This is a genomic window from Nocardioides kongjuensis (genome assembly GCF_013409625.1).
GTDB lineage: Bacteria > Actinomycetota > Actinomycetes > Propionibacteriales > Nocardioidaceae > Nocardioides > Nocardioides kongjuensis.
This window is the reverse complement of record NZ_JACCBF010000001.1, coordinates 5,391,019-5,412,666: the sequence shown is the minus strand read 5'-3', so window position 1 is coordinate 5,412,666 and position 21,648 is coordinate 5,391,019. Positions and strand designations below refer to the sequence as shown.

The following is a 21,648-nucleotide window of genomic DNA, read 5'->3' as shown; positions in this document are numbered from 1 at the left end:
GGGAGCCTCCGGTCCGGGTCAGCCGAGCGGGAACGTGCGGGTCGAGCGCCAGCCCTCCTGCTCGTGGTGCACGTACAGGTGGAAGTCGGTGACGTCGAACGCGCAGTCGAAGCCGGCCAGGTCGTCGAACGCCCGGTCCAGGGTCGGGTCGTCGAGGTGGTGGGCGACGGTGACGTGCGGGTGGTAGGGGTACTCGAGCTCGACGGCGAGCGGCCCCCGGCGTACGGCGGCAGCGAGCTGCTCGCACTGCGAGATTCCCTCGGCGAGGCTGACGAAGACCACGGGCGACACGGGCCGGAAGGTACCCGTTCCGCGCAGGTGCACCCGGAAGGGCGCCACCTCGGTCGCCGCGGCGGCCAGGTGGGCCTCGATCTCGTCGAGCCCGTCGGGCAGCTCGGTCGGTGGGATGAGCGTGATGTGGCTCGGCACGCCCTCGGCGGTGGGGTCACCGATCCGCAGCCGGTAGTCCACCAGCTCGGTGGCCCACGGCTCCGGGATGGCGACCGCGACGCCGATCACCGGCATCAGCCGGCCTCCGTACGACGCTCCACCGGTGCCACGAACCCGATCCGCTGGTAGACGTCGCGCAGCGTGCTCTCCGCGACCGCGTTGGCGGTCTCGGCGCCCTGGGCGAGCACCTGCATGAGGTGGTCCTGGTTGTCGAGGAGCTCGAGGGTGCGGTCCCGGAACGGGGTCACGAACCCGACCACCACCTCGGCGAGGTCCTTCTTGAGGTCGCCGTACATCTTGCCGGCGTACTGCTCCTCGAGGGCCTGGATGCTCTCGCCGGTGAGCGCCGAGTAGATGGTCAGCAGGTTGCTGACACCCGGCTTCTCCTCCTGGTCGAAGCGGATCTCGGTGCCGGAGTCGGTGACCGCCGAGCGGATCTTCTTCGCCGAGCGGGCCGGCTCCTCGAGCATCTCGATGATGCCGTTGGGGCCCGAGCCCGACTTCGACATCTTCTTGGTCGGCTCCTGCAGGTCGTAGATCTTCGCGGTCGCCTTGAGGATGTAGGGCTCCGGCAGCCGGAAGGTCTTCTTGAACCGGCCGTTGAAGCGCTGCGCGAGGTCGCGGGTCAGCTCGAGGTGCTGGCGCTGGTCCTCGCCGACCGGCACGTAGTGCGGCCGGTACAGCAGGATGTCGGCGGCCATCAGGATCGGGTAGGCGAACAGGCCGACGCTCGCCGCGCCCTCACCGCCCTTGGCCGACTTGTCCTTGAACTGCGTCATCCGCCGGGCCTCGCCGAAGCCGGTCAGGCCGTTGAGCACCCAGCCCAGCTGGGCGTGCGCGGGGACGTGGCTCTGCACGAAGATCGCCGACTTCTCCGGGTCGACGCCCGCGGCGAGGAGCTGGGCGGCGCTGCGCAGGGTGCGCTCGCGCAGCAGCTTCGGGTCCCAGTCGGTCGTGATCGCGTGCTGGTCGGCGATGAAGAAGAACGGCTGGTGGTCGCGTTGCAGGTCCACCCACTGCCGCAACGCGCCCATGTAGTTGCCGAGGTGGAAGGAGTCGGCGGTCGGCTGGATCCCGGACAGCACGCGCGGGCGCGCGGCTCCCTCGGGCACGGCCGGCTGCGCGGTCTCCGGCACGGGCGGGTGCTCGGTGGTGGCGGACATGGGAGGGATTCTCTCAGGCGGGTCGAGCCGCGCGTAAAGCCCCCGCCTCCCGCGGACTGCTCGACCTCAGGCAGGAGCCGCAGCGACACCCTGGCGACGGTGGACGACCGCGGAGACCACCAGGATCGCCGTACCGACAGCGGCGAGGCCGGCACCGACCAGGGCCGGTGAGCGGTATCCGTGCCCACCCGCGATGACCAGGCCGCCGAGCCAGGCGCCGAGGGCGTTGGCGATGTTGAGCGCGGCGTGGTTCATGGCGGCGCCGAGGGTGACCGCGTCGCCGGCGACGTCCATCAGCCGCAGCTGCAGGTTGACGACGAGCACCGAGCCGGTGGCGGTGACGAGGAAGGCGACCGGCAGCAGCAGCCAGCCGTGGGGCGCGGCGGCGTAGTAGACGAGCATCAGCACGATGCCGGTGACCCCGGACAGCAGCAGGCTGCGGTAGACCGACCAGGCGGCGAGCTCGCCCGCGAGCCAGGTCCCGACGACCATGCCGAGGCCGAGGGCGAGGACGAAGAACGGCACCGTGCCGCGCTCGAGGCCGCCGACGACGGTGACCGTCTTGGCGATGTAGGAGTAGACGGCGAACATGCCGCCGAAGCCGACCGCGCCGACCGCCATCGTCAGCCAGACCTGCAGGCTGCCGAAGAACTCGCGGGCCTCCTTGCGTCCGCTCGCCTCGGAGTCGCCCGGGACCGACGGCACCGCAGCCAGGACCATCGCGACGGTGACGAGGGCGAGCAGCCCGCCGAGGAGGTACGTCGTGCGCCAGCCCACCTGCTGGCCGAGGAAGGTGGCCAGGGGCACGCCGACGACGTTGGCGACCGAGAGCCCGAGCATCACGCTCGCCACCGCCCGCCCACGCCGCTCGGGCACGACCAGGCTGGCGGCGACCAGGCTCGCGACGCCGAAGTAGGCGCCGTGCGGCAAGCCGTCGAGGAAGCGCGCCACCGCGAGCACCTCGTAGCCCGGAGCGGCGGCGCTGAGCAGGTTGAAGGCGGCGTACGCGGCCATCAGGCCGACGAGCATCGCCCGGCGCGGCAGGGCGGCACTGAAGAACGCCAGGATCGGCACGCCGACCACGACGCCGAGCGCGTACGCCGAGATCACGTGGCCCGCGTCCGGCACCGACACGTCGACGCCGTGGGCGATCTCGGGCAGCACGCCCATCGTCATGAACTCGGTGGTCCCGATGGTGAACCCGCCGACCGCGAGCGCCAGGATCGCCAGCGCGGGTCGGTGGTGGGACACCTCGGGGCGCCCCTCGGTCGAGGTCGTCGTCGGCGAGGAGGTCACGGGGGATCGTAACCGGGGCGGACGACGTCCTATTCCGGGACGTCGGATGTCTTCGTCCCGGTCAGCCGGCGAGGTGACCCCAGTCACCCGCGAGGTCCCGCCACGGCCCGATCGCGGCGACCTCGCCGTCGACGAGGACGACGACCCGGTCGGCCTGGGCCAGCGCAGCGCGCTTGGAGGTCGCGCCGATGACCGTGGTGTGCCGTTCGCGCAGCGCCGCCCACAGCTCGATCTCGGTGGCGGCGTCGAGCGCGCTGGACACGTCGTCGGCGAGCAGCAGCTCGGCGTCGGCGGCCAGGGCCCGGGCCAGCGCGAGGCGCTGCACCTGCCCACCGGACAGGCGGACGCCGCGGTGCCCGATCACGGCGTCGGGACCGCCGGCGTCGGCGACGTCCTCGGCCATCCGGGCGGTCTCGACCGGCCCGGCGATGTCGCGGTCGTGGCCGAGCAGGATGTTGTCGGCGAAGGTGCCCGACAGCACCCGCGGCACCTGGGCGACGTGGGCGACCTGGCTGGGGCGCAGGAAGGTCTCGGGGGCGGTGACCTCCTGGCCGTTCCAGCGCAGCGCACCGCGGTGGTCGATCAGGCCGGCCAGCGAGGACAGCAGGCTGGACTTGCCGGACCCGACCTGGCCGACCAGCAGCACCAGCTCGCCACGCTCGACGCTCAGGTCGACGCCGGTGGCCCCGATCGTGCCGTCGTCGTGGACCGCGGTGTAGCCGGCCAGCTCGAGCCGCTCGAGCGGCACCCGCGTCGGCACGGGCGGGTCGGGGGCGACACCCGCGACCAGGTCGATGCCCTCGGCCATCGCCATCAGGTCGCGGCCGCCGGCGAATCCCGCGGTCGCCCGCTGCCAGGCGCGGGTGCCGGGGGCCTCGGTCACGACGGCGCCGGCGACCCGGCCGAACCAGTCGAACCCGTTGACCGCCGTGGCGACGAGCAGTGCGGTGGCCAGCCCCCAGACGTCCCACAGGTACAGCCCCCATGCAGCGACCACGCCGACCTGGACCATCACGATCGGGACACCGTCGAGGACGGCCTGCACCCGGTGCTCGAACACCGCCGCCTCGACGCGGCCGTCGTCGACCTGGCGGAGGTGGGCGTGGACCTGCGGGGTGCGACCGGCGAGCTTCACGGTCCGCGCGGACTCGACGGCCGAGACGACGGCGCGGCCGAACCGCGCCCGGGCGGCCGACGACCGGGCGGCCGAGCGGCCGGCGATCGGGCGGCCGACCGAGGAGGCCAGCGCGCTGGTCACCATCACGGCCAGCAGCACACCGCCGGCGAGCCACGTGCCGCCGGCGACCATGGTGATCGCGGCGATGAGGAGCCCGTTGACGAAGTCGACCCAGCGGTCGGCGTACCGGGCGTAGCGGTCGGCGTCCATCGACCGCGCGACCACCTCACCGGGCGGCGTGCGCGGCAGCCGCTCGCTGCGGACCTGGCCCAGGAGCACGGACATCCGCACGCGGAGCATGACCTCGATCCACCACCGCGGGTAGCGGCGGAAGGCGTCGGCGAGCAGGATCGGCGCGACCAGCAGGCTGACGACGAGCACGACGACCAGCGAGGTCGCGGACTCCCCCGCCTCGAGCCGCTCGACGACCTTGCCCCAGACGAAGCCGGTGATCGCACCGAGCGGGGCGAAGATCGTGCCGCCGAGGAACAGCAGCACCGACCACGCGCCCCACCACGGGCGCACCCAGAAGGCGTTCCAGGTGCCGCGGGCGAGCGAGGAGCCCGCGCCGACCTCCGGGCGTTGCGGCGCAGCTCCGGTACGACGGCGGCCACCGACCGCGGACCCGGTCTCGACCGCCTCGAGCTCGGCGTCGGCGAAGCCCTCGGTGTCGCTCGCGGCGAGCAGCCGGCGGAAGGGGCCCTCGACGACGGCGAGCTCGTCGCGCGGGCCGTGCTGGATCACGGTGCCGTGGTCGAGCACCGCGACCGCCTCGGCGCGCTCGATGGTGCTGAGCCGGTGGGCGACGAGGATGCCGGTGCGGCCGCTGATCAGCCGGTCGGCGGCCGCGACGACGCGGGCCTCGGTGACCGGGTCCATCCGGGCGGTGGCCTCGTCGAGGACGACGACCTGTACGTGGCGCACCAGCAGCCGGGCGAAGGCGACCAGCTGCTCCTCCCCCGCCGACAGCGTCGTGCCGCCGGGGCCGAGCAGGGTGTCGAGGCCGTTGGGCAGGCCGGCCACCCAGTCGGTGAGGCCGAGCTCGGCGACAGCCGCCTCGACCTCCTCGCGCGAGACGGCGGCGAACAGCGTGATGTTGTCGGCCAGCGTGCCGGCCAGGATCTCGGTGCGCTGGGTGACGACGCCGACCCGGCGGCGCAGCTCGTGGAGGTCGAGCGTGGTGATGTCGGCCCCGCCGAGGAAGATCGTGCCGGGCGGCGGCTCCGCGGCGCGCGAGAGCAGCGACGCGAGGGTCGACTTGCCCGAGCCGGTGCGGCCGACCAGGGCCAGGGTGTGGCCCTCCTCGACGTACAGCGTGACGTCGCGCAGCGCGAACGAGCTCTCGTTGTAGGCGAAGTCGAGATGACGGATGCGCAGGTCGAGCGCGCCGGACGGGACCGCCTCACCGCCCTCGGGCTCGGCCTCGACGGCCAGCAGCTGGCGCAGCCGGAGCACGGCGCCGAGCCCGGCCTGGATGTCGGGCAGCTGGTGGGCCAGGTTGTTGATCTGGCCGACGAAGATCGTCGTCACCAGGAAGAGGGTGACCAGCCGCGCGACGCCGAGGTGGTCACCGCTGACCAGCGCGACCCCACAGATCGCGATCGCGGCGAGCAGCCCGTGGAGCAGCAGGCCGACCTTGATCGCCAGCCGGGCCTCGACCATCAGCACCCGGCGGAACTTCTCGTGGACGTCGGCGGAGAGCTGCGCGAGACGGCGTACGGCGAACGCCTGGCCCAGGCTCGTGCGCAGGTCGTCGCGCCCGGCGACGCCCTCCTCCAGCGCGGCGGCGTGGTCGGTCCACGCGGCCTCCTCGACCACCTTGCGGCGGGCGATCTCGACCAGCGCCGGGCGCATCACCCAGACCGTGACCGCGCCGACGAGTGGGAACAGCAGGAACGCGGGCCACCAGGTGAAGCCGGCGACCAGCCACATCGGCACGGACGCGAAGCCGGTGCGCATCGCCATCCAGATCTGCTGGCGCAGCAGCGTGCCGACCTCGTGGGTGTCGTCGTCGACCCGGTCGAGGACCTCGCCGACCGCCTGCTCGGTGAGGTGCTCGAGCGGCTGCTGGAGCGCGGCGCTGAGCAGGTCTCCGCGCAGGCGCCCCTCGGCCCGGTCGACCACCCCGGCCCACACGACGCGACCGGCGGTGTCGACGGTCGCGGCACCCACGACGAAGACCGCGAGCCAGGCGACCAGGGTCCCGGTGGGGTGATCGGCGATGCGGCCGGCCACGACGGTGCCGAGGGCCTGCCCGAGTGCCGCGAGCGCGACCGCGCCCACGGCGAAGCCGGCGGCCGGCGTGCGCAGGCGGCGCCAGTCGACGCGACGCGCCGGGTCGCCACCGACGGCGGGCCGCTCGCGAGCATCGGGGCGGGTCAGCGTCGTGGTCATCGGAACCAGCGTAGGTTCCGGCGCCGACAGTTCGCCTCCGAATATCTTCCGGCCCGACGGCCCGATCACAGGTGTTTGAGGGCCTCCCGCCGGCTCAGCGGGCTGAGGTCGTGGGCGGCGGCGTAGGCGCGCACCCAGTCGGGGTGCACCCTGGCCACCTCACGCAGGGACCAGCCGACGGCCTTGCGGATGAAGAACTCGGGGTCGGCGAGGTTGGGCTCGAGGACGGCGACCAGCAGGTCGAGGTCGACACGGTCCTTGCGGCCGAGCTGGGAGATGATCGCGAGCCGGCGCACCCACAAGGACCCGTCGTCGGTGGACCAGCGGCGCACGACCTGCGCGGTCTCGACCGGGTGCGCGTCGTGCAGGTCCGCGATCCGGTGCGCGGCCTCGTCGACGTGGTCCCACCACGCACCGGTGCGCGCGACGTGCTCGTGGAAGGGCACCAGCCCCAGGTCGCCCTTCAGCGGTCGCAGGCCGAGCAGCGCCGCCGCGGCGTACCTCTCCTCGCGGTGGGTCGCGTCGTCCCAGAGCTCACGCGCGGCGGCGGTCAGCTCGGCGGGGCCCGTGATGCCGAGGTCCTTCACGAGGCCGCGGACCAGGCGGCGCACCTCGGGGACGCGGACGCCGAGGAAGGGCATCGCGGACTTCATGTACGCCTGCTGTCCCGGCGCCAGGGACGCGTCAGCCGCGGCCCGCAGCGAGGTGCGGACCGCGGCTGTCAGCGGTGACTCGATCAGAACGCGGCCAGGGCCTCGTTGAGCGTCGCGCTCGGGCGCATCACGGCCGTGGTCTTCGCGGCGTCCGGGTAGTAGTAGCCACCGATGTCGGCGGGCTTGCCCTGGACGGCGATGAGCTCCTCGGCGATCTTCGCCTCGTTGGCACGCAGCGTCTCGGCGAGCGGCTTGAACGCGGCCGCGAGGTCGGCGTCCGCGGACTGGTTCGCCAGCTCCTCGGCCCAGTAGAGCGCGAGGTAGAAGTGCGAGCCGCGGTTGTCGGTCGTGCCGAGCTTGCGGCCCGGCGAGCGGTCCTCGTTGAGGAAGGTGCCGGTGGCGCGGTCGAGAGCGTCGGCGAGGACCTGGGCGGCGGGGGCGCCGGCCTGCTCGGCGTACTTCTCCAGCGACGGGACGAGCGCGAAGAACTCACCCAGGCTGTCCCAGCGCAGGTAGTTCTCCTCGACCAGCTGCTGCACGTGCTTCGGCGCCGAGCCGCCCGCACCGGTCTCGAACAGACCGCCACCGGCGATCAGCGGGACGACGGAGAGCATCTTGGCCGACGTGCCGAGCTCGAGGATCGGGAACAGGTCGGTGTTGTAGTCGCGCAGCACGTTGCCGGTCACCGAGATGGTGTCCTCGCCCTTGCGCATCCGCTCGAGGGAGTACGACGTCGCGAGCTCCGGCGAGAGGATCTCGATGGTGAGGCCGTCGGTGTCGTGCTCGGGCAGGTAGGCGTTGACCTTCTTGATCAGCTCGGCGTCGTGCGCGCGCGACTCGTTGAGCCAGAAGATCGCCGGCGTCTGCGACGCGCGGGCGCGGGTGACCGCGAGCTTGACCCAGTCCTGGACGGGGATGTCCTTGGTCTGGCAGGCGCGCCAGATGTCGCCGGCCTCGACGTCGTGCTCGATGAGGACGTCGCCGTTGGAGGCGAGGACGCGGACGGTGCCGGCCTCGGCGATCTCGAAGGTCTTGTCGTGCGAGCCGTACTCCTCGGCCGCCTGCGCCATCAGGCCGACGTTCGGGACGGTGCCGATGGTCGCCGGGTCCAGGGGGCCGTTCTTCTTCACGTCGTCGATGACGGCCTGGTAGACGCCGGCGTACGACGAGTCCGGGATGACCGCGAGGGTGTCGTCCTCGCCGCCGTCGACGCCCCACAGGCGGCCGCCGTTGCGGACCAGGGCGGGCATCGACGCGTCGACGATGACGTCGGAGGGCACGTGCAGGTTGGTGATGCCCTTGTCGGAGTTGACGTAGGACAGGCGCGGGCCGGCGGCCAGGGCGGCGTCGAAGGCGGCCTTGATCTCAGCGCCGTTCTCGAGGGCGTCGAGGCCCGCGAGGATGGCGCCGAGGCCGTCGTTGGCCGAGAGGCCGGCGGCGGCCAGCTGGTCGCCGTACTGCGCGAAGACGTCGGAGAAGAAGGCCTTCACGACGTGGCCGAAGATGATCGGGTCGGAGACCTTCATCATCGTCGCCTTGAGGTGGACCGAGAACAGCACGTCCTGGGCCTGGGCCTCGGCGATGGCGTTCTTGAGGAAGGCCTGCAGGTACGCCGCCTCCATCTTGGTGCCGTCGACGATCTCGCCGGCGAGCACCTTGAGGCCGTCCTTGAGCACGACGGTCTCGCCGGCCGCCGTCTCGAGGACGATCGACAGCACGTCGTCCTGCGCCAGGGTCACGGACTTCTCGTTGCTCGCGAAGTCGTGCTCGCCCATGGTGGCGACGTTGGTCTTCGAGCCCTCGGTGAAGGGCTTGTTGGTGTGCGGGTGCGTCTTCGCGTAGTTCTTGACCGACGCGGGCGCGCGGCGGTCGGAGTTGCCCTCGCGCAGGACCGGGTTGACGGCGGAGCCCTTGACCTTGTCGTACTTGGCCCGGATCTCCTTCTCCTCCGCGCTCGCCGGCGCCTCGGGGTAGTCCGGGACGGCGAAGCCCTGCTCCTGCAGCTCCTTGATCGCGGCCTTCAGCTGCGGGATGGAGGCGGAGATGTTGGGCAGCTTGATGATGTTCGCCTCGGGCGTCTTGGCGAGCTCACCTAGCTCGGTCAGCGCGTCGTCGGCCAGGCCGAACTGGGCGAGGATGCGCGCCGCGACGGAGATGTCGCGGGTCTCGAACGCGACGCCGGCCTTGGCGGCGAAGGCCTCGACGATCGGCAGGAAGGAGTACGTCGCCAGCAGCGGCGCCTCGTCGGTGTGGGTGTAGATGATGCTCGACATGTCCGGGCGTCACTCCTGGGCCGTGGGTGGGATTCTTGACGTCAAGATACCTGATGCCGGGGCGCACGTCCCCTTCGGTGGCCACAGTAATGACTAGGGTGGTTCGTGTAACCCGGCGGTTTTCGGGAGCCCCACGGAGGAGAAGGTCCAGCCCATGTCAGAAGAAGCAGTGGACACGTCCACACCCCCCACCCTCGTCCAGAAGATCGCGGCCGAAGCCCTCGGCACGGCGGTGCTCGTCTTCCTCGGGTGCGGCTCGGTGGTCATCTTCAGCAACGCGTCGAGCGACACCACCGGTCTCGCCGGGCTGTTCGCGATCACCTCGATCGGCCTGACGTTCGGCATCGCGATCGTCGCGATGGCCTACACCTTCGGCCGGGTCTCGGGCGGCCACTTCAACCCGGCCGTCTCCCTCGGCGCCGCGCTCGGCGGCCGGATCTCGTGGAAGGACGCCGGCCTCTACAGCGTCGCCCAGGTCGTCGGTGGCCTGGTCGGCGGCCTCCTGCTCGCGCTGACCGCGCTCTCGAGCGACTTCGGCTGGGAGTTCGGCGACCCGCTGGGCTCCAACGGCTTCGGCGACCACGGCGGCGTCGAGCTGCTCGGCGCGCTGCTCATCGAGCTCATCTTGACCTTCATCTTCGTGACGGTCATCCTCGGCACCACCGACGAGCGCAACCGCGCCGTGGCCTCCATGGCCCCGCTCACCATCGGCCTCACCCTCGCGGCCATCCACTTCGTCGCCATCCCCGCGACCGGCACGTCGGTCAACCCGGCCCGCTCCATCGGCGTCGCGTTCTTCTCCGGCAGCGACGCGATCGTCCAGCTCTGGCTGTTCATCGTCGCCCCGCTGATCGGTGGCGCGGTCGCCGGCCTGCTGTACCCGCTGGTCTTCGGCCGCGGCGCCGACCCGGTCCCCGGCTCCGGGCTGAACTTCGGCGCCGGCGGCTCGTCCGACCCGGGCTTCACCCAGCAGTGGAACCAGCAGACCTACGGCCAGCAGCAGGCCTACGGGCAGCACCAGGCCCAGCCGGGCCAGGCCGGGCAGCCCGTCCAGCAGGCTCAGCCGATCATCCAGGACGGCTGGCAGTGGGACCCCGCCGCCCAGCAGTGGATCCCGGCCCAGCAGCCGGCCGCTCCCGCGGCGCCGTCCTCGCCGTCCTCGCCGTCCTCGTCGGACCCGCAGACCGGATGGGCCCCGCCGGCCAGCGACCAGACGCAGGTGCGCCCGCCGCAGTGACCGCCTGACCCAGCAGTGACCTAGCGGGCCTCGTCGTACGCGACGAGGCCCGCTTCGTCCGTCCGGACCAGCCCGACGCCGCGGGCGTAGATCTCGACCCGGACGCCGGTGGCGTCCTCCACGTCGAGCGTGACCGTGCGGTGGTACGTCGCCAGCGGGACCGTGACCTCCTCGTCGCGGGCGTCGACCGTGGCGACCTCGGACAGGCCGGGTGCGGAGGCGGTGCGGAAGCCGTCGCCGAAGCGGGGCGCGGCGGGCATGGCGAGACCTGCCTCCGCGCCGCCCTCCCCCGCCTGCCACTGGCCCTCGCGGCCGAACCACCACACGTTGCCGGCGCGGTCCTGCGCATACAGGTCGCGCACGACGGTGCCGTCGGCACCCGTGCGGACCAGGGCGGTGGTCGCGACGCCGTCGACCGACGGCCCGGCCTCCACCGTGACGGTGAGGGTGGCCGCACCGGTCGCGAGGTCGGCGTACTCCCACCTCGAGCCGACGGCGAGCGGGAGCCACGGGTTGTCGATGCGGGCCACGAAGTCGGCAGGGTCCGGGTCGGGGGTCGGGATCACCAGGCCGTCGACGCCGGTCGGCGCACTGGGTGCGGAGGCCGACCCGCAACCGGCCAGCACGACCCCGCTGAGGGTGAGCGCCGCGAGAGCCGCCGTGGCACGTGTCCGCATGGCGTCATCGTCGCAGCACCCGGACCGGCTCCCCGCGCGGGGCTGCGCGCTGCTAGCGTCGCGGGAGTCCATCGAGTTCCTTGAAGGAGTTTCCTCGTGAGCACCACCCCGCTCAAGGTCGCCGTCACCGGCGCTGCCGGCCAGATCGGCTACAGCCTTCTCTTCCGCATCGCCAGCGGCGCCATCGCCGGTGACCGTCCCGTCGAGCTGCGCCTGCTCGAGATCGAGCCCGCGCTCAAGGCGCTCGAGGGCGTCGTCATGGAGCTCGACGACTGCGCGTTCCCGAACCTGGCCGGCGTCGAGATCGGCTCCGACCCGGAGAAGATCTTCGACGGTGTCAACCTCGCCCTGCTCGTCGGCGCGCGCCCGCGCGGCCCGGGCATGGAGCGCGGCGACCTGCTGTCCGCCAACGGCGCGATCTTCACCGCCCAGGGCAAGGCCCTCAACGCCGTCGCCGCCGACGACGTCCGCATCGGTGTCACCGGCAACCCGGCCAACACCAACGCGCTCATCGCCGCGAGCAACGCCCCCGACATCCCCAAGGAGCGGTTCTCGGCGCTGACCCGCCTCGACCACAACCGGGCGATCTCCCAGCTGGCCGCCAAGACCGGCTCGGCCGTCACCGACATCAAGAAGATCACGATCTGGGGCAACCACTCGGCCACCCAGTACCCCGACATCTTCCACGCCGAGATCGCCGGCAAGAACGCCGCCGAGGTCGTCGACGACCAGGCCTGGATCGCCGACACCTTCATCCCGACCGTCGCCAAGCGCGGCGCCGCGATCATCGACGCCCGGGGCGCCTCCTCGGCCGCGTCGGCCGCGTCCGCGACCTGCGACGCCGCCCGCGACTGGCTGAACGGCACCCCGGCCGGCGACTGGGTCTCGATGGCGGTCGTCTCCGACGGCTCCTACGGCGTCCCCGAGGGCCTGGTCTCCTCCTTCCCGGTCACCACCGCGAACGGCGACTGGAGCATCGTCCAGGGCCTCGAGATCGACGACTTCTCGCGCGGCAAGATCGACGCGTCCGTCGCCGAGCTGGCCGACGAGAAGGCCGCCGTCACCGAGCTGGGCCTGATCTGATCACCCGCTGATCACAGCCGTACGACGAAGGGCCGGTGCCGCGTGGCACCGGCCCTTCGTCGTACCTGCGAGGCTCTCACCCCTGCTCGGGGATGCTCCCGGCGAGCAGGATGAGACCGACCGCGACGGCGACCAGGATCCCGACGTCGAGGAACCGGTGCCGTACGGCGAGCATGCCGGCGTCCTTCTCCGGCAGCCCCAGCCGCAGCGCGGCGGCGACGAGCAGTCCGCCGGACATGATCCGCAGGCCGACCCGCCAGTCCGAGGCGGCCGCGACGACCAGGCCGACACCGACGACGAGCAGGACGGCGATGTAGCAGGCGCCGCCGATCGTCGAGGGGTACCGGCGCGGCTCCTCGGGGAGCTCGGGGGTCTCGTGGGGCTCGTCGTTCAGCGCGCTGCCTTCCCGTTCGCAGCCTGCTTCTCGGCCATGGAGACCACGTTGGCCAGCAGCATCGCGCGGGTCATCGGACCGACGCCGCCCGGGTTGGGCGAGACCCACCCGGCGGTGTCCCAGACGTCGGCGGCGACGTCGCCGGCGATCTTGCCGTCGACCCGGCTCACGCCGACGTCGAGGACGGCCGCGCCGGGCTTGACCATGTCGCCGGTGATGATGTCGGGCACGCCCGCGGCCGCGACCACGATGTCGGCCTTGCGCACGTGGGCGGCGAGGTCGACGGTGCCGGTGTGGCACAGGGTCACGGTGGCGTTCTCGGAGCGCCGGGTGAGCAGCAGCCCGAGCGGGCGGCCGACGGTGATGCCGCGACCGACCACGACCACCTCGGCGCCCGCGATCGGGACGTCGTGGCGGCGCAGCAGCTCGACGATGCCGTACGGCGTGCAGGGCAGCGGCGCCTCGTTGCCGAGCACCAGCCAGCCCAGGTTGGTCGGGTGCAGCCCGTCCGCGTCCTTGGCCGGGTCGATCAGGCCGAGCACCCGGTTCTCGTCACGGCCGCGCGGGAGCGGGAGCTGGACGATGTAGCCGGTGCAGGCAGGGTCGGCGTTGAGACCGGCGACGGCCTCCTCGATCTCCTCCTGCGTGGCGACCTCGGGCAGGTCGACGCGGATCGAGGCGATGCCGACCTCCGCGCAGTCCTTGTGCTTGCCGTTGACGTACCACCGCGAACCGGGGTCGTCGCCCACCAGGACCGTGCCGAGCCCGGGGGTGATCCCCTGCTCGCGCAGCTTCTCGATCCGGACGCGGAGCTCGTCCTTGATGGCGGCCGCCGTGGCGTTGCCGTCGAGCTTCTGTGCAGTCACGTGGTCGATCCTCTCAGAGCGCCGGTCGGGCTCAGTGGAAGAAGTGACGGGTGCCGGTGAAGTACATGGTGACCCCGGCGGCGGCGCACGCCGCGATGGTCTCCTCGTCGCGCACCGAGCCACCCGGCTGGACGATCGCCTTCACGCCGGCGTCGAGCAGGATCTGCGGGCCGTCGGAGAACGGGAAGAACGCGTCGGACGCCGCGACCGAGCCGCGCGCCCGCTCGACGAATCCGGCAGGGCCCTCGACGAGCGTGTTGGCGCGCTCGACGGCGAGCTTGCAGGAGTCGACCCGGTTGACCTGGCCCATGCCGATGCCGACCGCGCCGCCGTCCTTGGCGAGCAGGATCGCGTTGGACTTGGCCGCGCGGACCGAGCGCCAGGCGAAGGCGAGGTCGGCCAGGGTGGCCTCGTCGGCGGCCTCGCCGGTCGCGAGCGTCCAGCCGGCCGGGTCGTCGCCCTCGGCCTGGAAGCGGTCGGCGTGCTGCAGGAGCAGGCCGCCGCTGATCGGGCGGGTCTCGACACCGCCCTGGGCCAGCGGCTCGGCGACGAGGATCCGGATGTTCTTCTTGCCCTGGAGCACCTCGACCGCGCCCTCGTCGTACCCGGGGGCGACGATGACCTCGGTGAAGATCTCCGCGACCTGCCGGGCCATCTCGACCGAGACGGGCACGTTGGTGGCGATCACGCCGCCGAAGGCGGAGACCGGGTCGCACTCGTGGGCGCGGCGGTGGGCCTCGGCCACGTCGGCGCCGACGGCGATGCCACACGGGTTGGCGTGCTTGATGATCGCCACGGTCGGCAGGTCGCCGTGGTCGTACGCCGCGCGGCGGGCCGCGTCGGTGTCGACGTAGTTGTTGTAGGACATCTCCTTGCCGTGCAGCTGCTCGGCGGCGGCGAGGCCGCCGGGGCCGAAGCCGGAGCGGTACAGCGCGGCGGGCTGGTGGGGGTTCTCGCCGTAGCGGAGCACCGCCTGCTTGTCCCAGGTGCCGCCGATCCAGGCCGGGAAACCGGTGCCCTCGGAGGAGTCGGTGAGCACCGAGCCCATCCAGGAGGCGACCTGGACGTCGTACGTCGCGGTGTGGACGAACGCCTTGGCGGCCAGCGCCTTGCGCTCGTCGTAGGTGAAGCCCTCGCCCTGCGCGGCCTCGAGGGCCTTCGCGTAGTCGGCGCCGTCGGTCACGATCGCGACGGACGGGTGGTTCTTCGCGGCGGCGCGGACCATGGACGGACCGCCGATGTCGATCTTCTCGATGCAGTCGTCGACGCCCGCGCCGGAGGCGACGGTCGCGGCGAAGGGGTAGAGGTTGACCACGACCAGGTCGAACGGCGCGACCTCGAGCTCCTCGAGCTGCCGGACGTGGTCGGGCAGGCGACGGTCGGCGAGGATGCCGGCGTGCACGCGCGGGTGCAGCGTCTTCACGCGGCCGTCGAGGCACTCGGGGAAGCCGGTGAGGTCCTCGACCTTGGTCACCGGGAGGCCGAGGCCCTCGATGAGGGCGGCCGATCCGCCGGTCGACACGAGCTCGACGCCGGCGGCCGCGAGGCCCTGCACCAGCTCGTCGAGGCCGGTCTTGTCGAAGACGGAGACCAGCGCGCGCTTGATCTTGATCCGGTCGGGCGTGGTGGACATCGGGCTCCTCATCGGTCGTTCGTCTCGATGAGGGCACCCAGGCGATCGATGCCGACTCGTCACTCCCTGGTGGTGGCCCACCTGCGCCAGTCGTGTGTCGCCGATTCTACGGCGGCTCAGCCGCCGAGGCGAACCCGCCGGCCCTCGACCGTGAACCCCTCGCGGGCCATCCGGCCGACCGACTCGACGAGCATCGCGCGCTCGGCGACCTTGATCCGCTCGTGGAGCGACTCGACGGTGTCGTCGTCCTCCACCGGTACGACGGTCTGGGCCACGATCGCGCCCGTGTCGACGCCGGCGTCGACCACGAACAGGGTCGCGCCGGTGACCTTCACGCCGTACTCAAGCGCGTCCGCGGGACCGTGCATGCCGGGGAACGACGGGGACAGGGCCGGGTGGGTGTTGACGGTCATGCCGCCGAAGCGGTCGAGGAACTTCTCCCCCACCAGCTTCATGAACCCCGCCAGCACCACGAGGTCGGGCTCGAAGGCGGCCACCTTGTCGGCCAGCGCGCGGTCCCAGTACGCGCGACTGCTGTGGTCGCTCACCCTCGCCACGAAGGTCGGAATGCCGGCCCGCTCGGCGCGGGCCAGGCCCTCGATGCCGTCACGGTCGGCGCCGACGGCGACCACACGGGCGCCGTACGCCGGATCGGCGCTGGCGTCGAGCAGTGCCTGGAGGTTGGTGCCGGAGCCCGACACGAGGACGACGATGCGAGGACGGGCGGGCACGGCCCGGATTCTAGGACCTCCGAACCGTCAGCCACGACGCGGCAGCCGCGCACGGACGGCCCGCAGGGCCGAGCGGACCCGGCCGTCGGCGTCGCGCTGCCACCAGCACACGACCAGCGCACCGACCACGCCGCCGATGCCGAACGAGGTGATCGCGTGGAGCAGGACGTCGAAGACGTAGGGCCCGACGTCCTGCATCCGGCCCGGCCCGACGGCCCCGCCGGCGAAGCCCGAGAGGATCGCGAGCACGACGCCCGCGCTGATCCCACCGGCGCAGCCGCGGATCGCGGCGCGGTCCCAGGCGAGCACCGGCCGGTCGCGCTGGACCTGGCCGGCCACGAGGGCGGCGAGCAGGATCGGGGTGAGCATCAGCCAGTCGGTCCACCACGGCTGGGAGCCCTGGTCGGGCAGCGCGGCGAGCAGCGGGAACATCGGCAGCGGGCCGAGCACGACCGCGGTGGTGGAGACCGTGGTGCCGGTGCCGACGGTGAAGCCCGGACCGACCAGGTAGGCGCTGGAGAAGAGCAGCGCGTTGGGGAGCAGGAGCAGGGTCAGCACGGTCATCAGCAGCACCGCGCCGGCGTCGGCGTGCAGCTGCGAGACCACGTTGGCCGCCGTGGAGAAGTCGAGCACGAAGCCCGCCACGAGCGCGACCAGGCAGATCAGCGCCCAGCGGGACAGGATCCGCCGAGCGACGAGGGCGGAGTCGCGCACCGCGGGGGGTACGACGGGCAGCCAGATCGCCGCGCGACCGGAGCCGAACGCGATGGCCGGGCCGCCCACCCCCAGTCCGAGCAGGACCGACCACAGCACGACCCGCGCCTCGGACGGCGCGGAGGCGGCGGTGGCGGCGATCGACGTGGTGAGCACGCCGACGACGGCGTACCCGACGGCGAACAGGCCGGCGGCGTACGGGACGGTGAGGTCGCGGGCGCCGTCGGCGATCCGGTCGGCGTCGGGGCCGTGCCCGGAGATCGACTCGCCGACCCGGTGCCCGACCCGCCACACCACCCAGGCGCACAGCAGGGTGAGGCCGAGCGGCATCGCGGTGATCCGGACGCCCTCGATCGCGACGGTGGACCCGTGCGCCATCAGCCAGCCGTGGGCGCCCACCCGCAGCGCACCGCTGGGGGCGCCCTCGCCCCCGGCGTCGGTGAGGAACCAGCCGACGACGGCGATCGCCATGCAGACCAGCAGCGGCGCGCCCGCGGCGACGATGCCGCCGATGCTGGCGGTCGGCACGAGCGGCCGGGTCGTGGCCAGCTGACGGCGCAGGTCGGCGTCCGAGGCGGCCCCGGAGCGCCCGGGTCCACTGCGGCGTGCCGGCGGCGACTGGAGGGACGTCATGGTCCGCCCATCTTCACGCGCCGGACCGGCCGGTTCGGCCCGCCACGCCGGGGAGCCCCGAGACACGACGACGAGACGACCGCCACCGCGACACGGGTTGGAGCCGGTGACCGCTGACCGCGTAGGTTGGTGCGGCCATGACCGCGGACGACCAGGTGACCCCGAGCGCCGAGCAGCCCCGGTCCGCCTACGTCTCCAGCGCGGACCTGACGAGCAGCTTCGACGCCTTCTACAAGGACGCCCGCGACCGGCTGCTGCTGCAGACCTTCGCCCTGACCGGCGACCTGGCGGTCGCCCGGAGCGCGGTGCGCGAGGCGTTCGTCGTGTCCTGGCACCACTGGCGCAAGACCGGGCGGCTGTCCGAGCCGGAGTCCGCGGTGCGACCGGACGCCTGGCGCAAGGCGCTGCGGCGCGCCAGCACCCGGCCCTGGCACCGCAAGAAGGACCTCGGCGAGGAGACCCGCCGTACCCTCGAGGCGCTCGGCGCCGTGCCCGTCGTCCAGCGCAAGGCGCTGCTGCTCACCCAGCTCGCCGCGGTGACCATGGAGGAGATGGCCCACGAGATCGGGCTGCCCGCCGAGGCGGCCGAGCGTGAGCTCCAGCAGGGTGCCGCCCAGTTCGCCACCGCGCTCGAGATCCCGACCTCGGCGATCCCGCTCGCGCTCAACGGGCTCGCCGACGCCACCCGCACGGTGACCTGGCCGCGGGTCACGATCATCCGCCGCGCCGGCGCGGCCCGCCGCCGCGCCCACACCGTCGTCGGCGGCGCCGTGGCCGTCGTCGCGCTCGTCGCCGGCGGCGCGATCGCCGCCGACAGCACGGGCGTGCGCCCGAGCCTGGACCGCGAGGGCGTGCCCGCCGCGGGCGGCCCGCCGCCGGCCGGTCCCGCCATCACCACGCTGCCCGACACCTCGCTGGTCCCGGTCGACGCCGTCCAGGAGGCCGTGACCGGCCGCGGGTGGCAGCAGGGCACGACCAGCGACAACTCCAGCGGCAACGGCCTGGTGCTGCCGTGCCAGCCGACCCGGTACGCCGACCCGCAGGGCACCGCCGCCTGGGTCCGCACCTTCCGCGACAGCACGAAGCCGAAGGCGCCCCGCAACGTCGTCCAGGTCGCCGAGGCCTCCTCCTCCGAGCAGCGTGCGATCCGCACCTACCGGCACGCCCGTCGCTGGTTCGCCACCTGCCCCTCCCCCGTCGAGGACGAGACCGCGGCGCCGCGCACCCAGCTGGTGAGCACCTCCGAGCTGCCGGGCGTGGGCGACCAGTCGACGCTGTTCGTGCTGCGCTCGCGCGCCGAGGCGATGACGTACGTCGTCGGCGTGGCCCGCACCGGCCTGTTCACCACGGTCACCTCGCTGGCCACCACGATGCCCCCGGCGAAGGCCAACGGTGCCGGCATGGCCCGGCTGCTGGCGACGGCGGTCACCCGGATCTGTGCGCTGCCCGACGCCGGCGCCTGTGCGACGCCGGACCCGAGCCCGGTCCCGCGCACGCCGTACCCCACCGCCACGACGAGCTGGATGCTCTCCGAGATCGACCTGCCGCCGATCACCCCGGACCCCGGCCCCTGGGTCGGCACGCCGGCCGCCAAGCTCACCGAGGACCGGATCGACGCGGGCGCGATCGGCTGCGACACCGTGCACCTCTACGGCACCTTCCGCGACCAGGAGATCAAGGCCAACGAGTTCCGCACCTTCGTGTTCAGCGGCGCCAAGCTGCCGCCGCAGGTCGGCCTCACCCAGACCGTGGGCACCTTGCCGTCCGGCGCCGCGGGCGCGTTCGTGACCCGTTTCCGCGAGCAGATGACCGCCTGCCCCGACCTCGACGCGACCGCCGGCACCGAGGTCCAGGAGCTGCTCACCTCGGGCAAGGGCCCGCAGGCGCTGTCCGCCTGGCACCTGAGCACCGCACTGCCCGGCGACCGCACGATCGAGTACGACGTCGCGGTGCTCCGCCAGGGCACCGCCGTGTCCGTCCTCGCCTACGTCGCCGCCCCCAAGGCCAGCATGGCCAACGAGGACTTCGTCGCGCTCGCCCAGCGCGCCCTGGAGCGGCTGGCGCGAACGACTCCCTACGCTCCGTAGAAAAGTTCCGGGAGCCACGCAACCGGCTCCCGGGCTCGGGCGTATCCATCTCGACAGATCCGCGATCGCGGTGGACGAGAGGAGGTCGACGTGGACGCAGCCGAGTTCGACGAGTTCTACGCGACCTCGTTCCGCCGGGTGACCGGACAGGTCTACGCCATGATCGGTGACCTCGACGAGGCCACCGACTGCACCCAGGAGGCGTTCGCCCGCGCCTGGGCACACCGCCGCAAGCTGGACCGCGCCGAGTACCCCGAGGCGTGGGTGCGCACGACGGCCCACCGGCTCGCCGTGAGCCGCTGGCGTCGCCGCAAGCGTGGCGAGCGCTCCCCCGACCGGGCCCTGCAGCCCGTCGGCACGACGGGCGCCGTCGACGAGTCCCACGTGGCCCTCGTCGCCGCGCTGCGCCAGCTTCCCGAGGCCCAGCGCCAGGCGCTGGTCCTCCACCACATCGCCGACCTCCCGGTCCAGCAGGTCGCGGCCGAGGTCGGCGTACCCGAGGGAACCATCAAGGCGCGGCTCAGTCGCGGCCGGGCGGCGCTCGCCGCCCTGCTCGCCGACGAGCCCGGCCTGGCGGGAGGAGGTGCGACCCGTGCCTGATCACGACCCCATCGAGGAGCTCACCCGGTTCGGGGCCGAGCTCGGCCGCGCAGGAGGAGACATGCCGCTCTCTGCTGCCGACGTACGTCGCCGCGGCGACCGGATCCGCCGGCGTCGTACGGCCCTCGTGGCGGGCGGCGCTGCCCTCGCCGTCGCCACCGTCACCGCGCCGGTCCTGCTGCTCACGGGCAACCAGGGTCCCGACAAGGACCTGGCCACCAAGGACCCGGCCCGCAGCGGCCCGCTGAGCCAGCACGACCTGCTCACCGACGACGACACCGTCTACAACGGCGTCGAGGACTGGTTCGCCACCACCACGTCCGAGGGCGACGGCCAGGGCGGGTTCCACCTGTGCGCCCGCGAGAGCCTGACCGGCCTCGGCGCGACGGCGGTGTTCCAGCGCGACTTCGAGCTGCGGAACACCCAGGACCCGTCGGTCGAGATCACCGGGGACCACTTCGGGGAGGCGATCGCGCAGTTCCCCGACGCCGCGAGCGCGGCGGCCGCCTACGACACCATCGCCGACTGGGTGCGGGACTGCTCGGACCAGGTCGCCGCCACCGAGAGTCCCGACTACACCTCCTTCGACCCGCGGCCGGTCGACACCGGGCTCGAGGACAGCGAGGCCCAGGTCATCGACGCCCACTACGGGCCGGTGCCGTCGTCGCTCGACGACAGCGGCGACCTGGCGTTCATCGCCGAGACCGGCCTGGTCCGGGTCGGCTCCCGGATCGCGGTGCTCGGCTCCACCGTCATCGGGCAGGACTACGACTTCACCGACGGCACGCCGGTCGAGCGGATGGTCCCGATCGCCGCCGACCGGCTCCAGCCGGGCGCGAACGAGCCCACCGACCCGGCGGCCGCGCCCGGGACCCGGATCGCCGACGACTTCCCGCTCGCCTCCGGGTGGCCGGCCACGGGCAACGAGACCGACCAGCCGCTGACCGGGCCGATGCGCGGCCTGGACCCGATCGCCCTGGTCGCCTGCGACACCTCGGCGACCGAGCCGCGCCGCTCCGACCGGCTCCTTGCCGAGTGGGTGGACGTCGAGGACGTCCGCTTCCGTCAGGTCACCACCTACCCGAGCGAGGACGCCGCCGCCGAGGCCACGGCCGCGATCGCCGCTGTCTTCGAGGCCTGTCCCGAGGGACCGGCCGACCAGGACGGCACCGTCCCCCGCTGGGAGGTCCGCGACGTCGACGCCGGCGACGAGGCGTTCGCCGTCCTGGGCTGGCAGCAGGCGACCGGCGGCCCCACGCCGTTCGGCGACACGACCCTCGTCGTGCGGGTCGGCCGGGCCGTCCTCATCGAGAACCGCGGCGGCCACGCGGGCAACCCGCAGGGCCGCGAGCAGGAGGTCGTCGAGGCGATCTCCGACGACGCAGCACCGGTAGTCGACGCGATGTGCGCCTTCACCGACGCCGGCTGCTGATCCCGCTCCACCTCGGCGACGAGGACCTCGACGGCAACGGCGACCTCGCCCACCCGGGGCAGATGCGGTGGGCCAGGACCACGACTTCGTCGGCGGCACACTGGTCGAGCGGATGCTGCCGAGCGCCGCGAGAAGGCTTGCCGAAAGCTGAGTCG

At 73.0% G+C, this 21,648-nt stretch carries 17 protein-coding genes and 1 riboswitch; of the genes, 5 read left to right on the top strand and 12 right to left on the bottom strand.

Annotated elements, in window-relative coordinates:
• Window positions 1-18: 18 nt before the first annotated feature.
• The 6 genes from BJ958_RS25955 to BJ958_RS25930 form a co-directional block, all read right to left on the bottom strand.
• Window positions 19-525: a 2'-5' RNA ligase family protein gene (locus tag BJ958_RS25955; RefSeq protein WP_179729649.1), complete on the bottom strand. Its 507-nt coding sequence runs from the start codon at window positions 523-525 to the stop codon at window positions 19-21.
• Window positions 525-1,613 (bottom strand): tryptophan--tRNA ligase, encoded by a 1,089-nt coding sequence (gene trpS, locus BJ958_RS25950; protein ID WP_179729648.1) that lies wholly within the window; start codon window positions 1,611-1,613, stop codon window positions 525-527. The genes BJ958_RS25955 and trpS overlap by 1 nt, the downstream gene beginning before the upstream one ends.
• Window positions 1,614-1,679: 66 nt before the next feature.
• Window positions 1,680-2,909 (bottom strand): MFS transporter, encoded by a 1,230-nt coding sequence (locus BJ958_RS25945; RefSeq protein ID WP_343052809.1) that lies wholly within the window; start codon window positions 2,907-2,909, stop codon window positions 1,680-1,682.
• Between the two features lie 61 nt (window positions 2,910-2,970).
• Window positions 2,971-6,480 (bottom strand): ATP-binding cassette domain-containing protein, encoded by a 3,510-nt coding sequence (locus BJ958_RS25940; RefSeq protein WP_179729647.1) that lies wholly within the window; start codon window positions 6,478-6,480, stop codon window positions 2,971-2,973.
• A gap of 65 nt (window positions 6,481-6,545) precedes the next feature.
• Window positions 6,546-7,181: a DNA alkylation repair protein gene (locus BJ958_RS25935; protein WP_281367468.1), complete on the bottom strand. Its 636-nt coding sequence runs from the start codon at window positions 7,179-7,181 to the stop codon at window positions 6,546-6,548.
• A gap of 35 nt (window positions 7,182-7,216) precedes the next feature.
• Window positions 7,217-9,406 carry an NADP-dependent isocitrate dehydrogenase gene (locus BJ958_RS25930; RefSeq protein WP_179729646.1) on the bottom strand — a complete coding sequence of 730 codons (2,190 nt, stop codon included), beginning with the start codon at window positions 9,404-9,406 and terminating at the stop codon, window positions 7,217-7,219.
• A gap of 154 nt (window positions 9,407-9,560) precedes the next feature.
• Here BJ958_RS25930 and BJ958_RS25925 point away from each other — a divergent pair, with 154 nt between their 5' ends.
• A complete protein-coding gene (locus tag BJ958_RS25925) occupies window positions 9,561-10,643 on the top strand; it encodes an MIP/aquaporin family protein (RefSeq protein WP_179729645.1) in 1,083 nt (360 codons plus the stop codon).
• Between the two features lie 20 nt (window positions 10,644-10,663).
• On the opposite strand, the gene BJ958_RS25920 is transcribed toward BJ958_RS25925, so the two are convergent.
• Entirely contained in the window at window positions 10,664-11,320 is a 657-nt protein-coding gene (locus tag BJ958_RS25920) for a hypothetical protein (protein ID WP_179729644.1), read from the bottom strand.
• A 96-nt stretch (window positions 11,321-11,416) separates the two neighbouring features.
• Between BJ958_RS25920 and BJ958_RS25915 the strand changes: the two genes are divergently transcribed.
• Window positions 11,417-12,403 (top strand): malate dehydrogenase, encoded by a 987-nt coding sequence (locus tag BJ958_RS25915; protein WP_179729643.1) that lies wholly within the window; start codon window positions 11,417-11,419, stop codon window positions 12,401-12,403.
• A gap of 76 nt (window positions 12,404-12,479) precedes the next feature.
• Here the strand turns inward: BJ958_RS25915 and BJ958_RS29255 are convergent, their stop codons facing one another.
• The 5 genes from BJ958_RS29255 to BJ958_RS25890 all read right to left on the bottom strand — a co-directional run bounded on the left by BJ958_RS29255 (window position 12,480) and on the right by BJ958_RS25890 (window position 17,374).
• A complete protein-coding gene (locus tag BJ958_RS29255) occupies window positions 12,480-12,905 on the bottom strand; it encodes a DUF3017 domain-containing protein (RefSeq protein ID WP_179729642.1) in 426 nt (141 codons plus the stop codon).
• The gene (locus BJ958_RS25905; RefSeq protein WP_179729641.1) at window positions 12,794-13,663 is read right to left on the bottom strand and encodes a bifunctional methylenetetrahydrofolate dehydrogenase/methenyltetrahydrofolate cyclohydrolase; all 870 of its coding nucleotides are present in this window, start codon (window positions 13,661-13,663) and stop codon (window positions 12,794-12,796) included. The genes BJ958_RS29255 and BJ958_RS25905 overlap by 112 nt, the downstream gene beginning before the upstream one ends.
• A 31-nt stretch (window positions 13,664-13,694) precedes the next feature.
• Entirely contained in the window at window positions 13,695-15,296 is a 1,602-nt protein-coding gene (gene purH, locus BJ958_RS25900) for a bifunctional phosphoribosylaminoimidazolecarboxamide formyltransferase/IMP cyclohydrolase (protein WP_179729640.1), read from the bottom strand.
• A 28-nt stretch (window positions 15,297-15,324) separates the two neighbouring features.
• Window positions 15,325-15,400: riboswitch (ZMP/ZTP riboswitch) on the bottom strand.
• Between the two features lie 12 nt (window positions 15,401-15,412).
• Window positions 15,413-16,036 carry a phosphoribosylglycinamide formyltransferase gene (purN, locus tag BJ958_RS25895; protein ID WP_343052831.1) on the bottom strand — a complete coding sequence of 208 codons (624 nt, stop codon included), beginning with the start codon at window positions 16,034-16,036 and terminating at the stop codon, window positions 15,413-15,415.
• 18 nt (window positions 16,037-16,054) lie between these two features.
• Complete coding sequence (locus tag BJ958_RS25890) at window positions 16,055-17,374, bottom strand: cell division protein PerM (protein ID WP_179729638.1); 1,320 nt, start codon at window positions 17,372-17,374, stop codon at window positions 16,055-16,057.
• A 137-nt stretch (window positions 17,375-17,511) separates the two neighbouring features.
• Between BJ958_RS25890 and BJ958_RS25885 the strand changes: the two genes are divergently transcribed.
• From BJ958_RS25885 to BJ958_RS25875, 3 genes are all read left to right on the top strand, one after another.
• The gene (locus BJ958_RS25885) at window positions 17,512-19,461 is read left to right on the top strand and encodes a SigE family RNA polymerase sigma factor (protein ID WP_179729637.1); all 1,950 of its coding nucleotides are present in this window, start codon (window positions 17,512-17,514) and stop codon (window positions 19,459-19,461) included.
• A gap of 90 nt (window positions 19,462-19,551) precedes the next feature.
• Complete coding sequence (locus BJ958_RS25880) at window positions 19,552-20,061, top strand: SigE family RNA polymerase sigma factor (RefSeq protein WP_179729636.1); 510 nt, start codon at window positions 19,552-19,554, stop codon at window positions 20,059-20,061.
• Entirely contained in the window at window positions 20,054-21,493 is a 1,440-nt protein-coding gene (locus BJ958_RS25875) for a hypothetical protein (protein ID WP_179729635.1), read from the top strand. The genes BJ958_RS25880 and BJ958_RS25875 overlap by 8 nt, the downstream gene beginning before the upstream one ends.
• Window positions 21,494-21,648 lie beyond the last annotated feature (155 nt).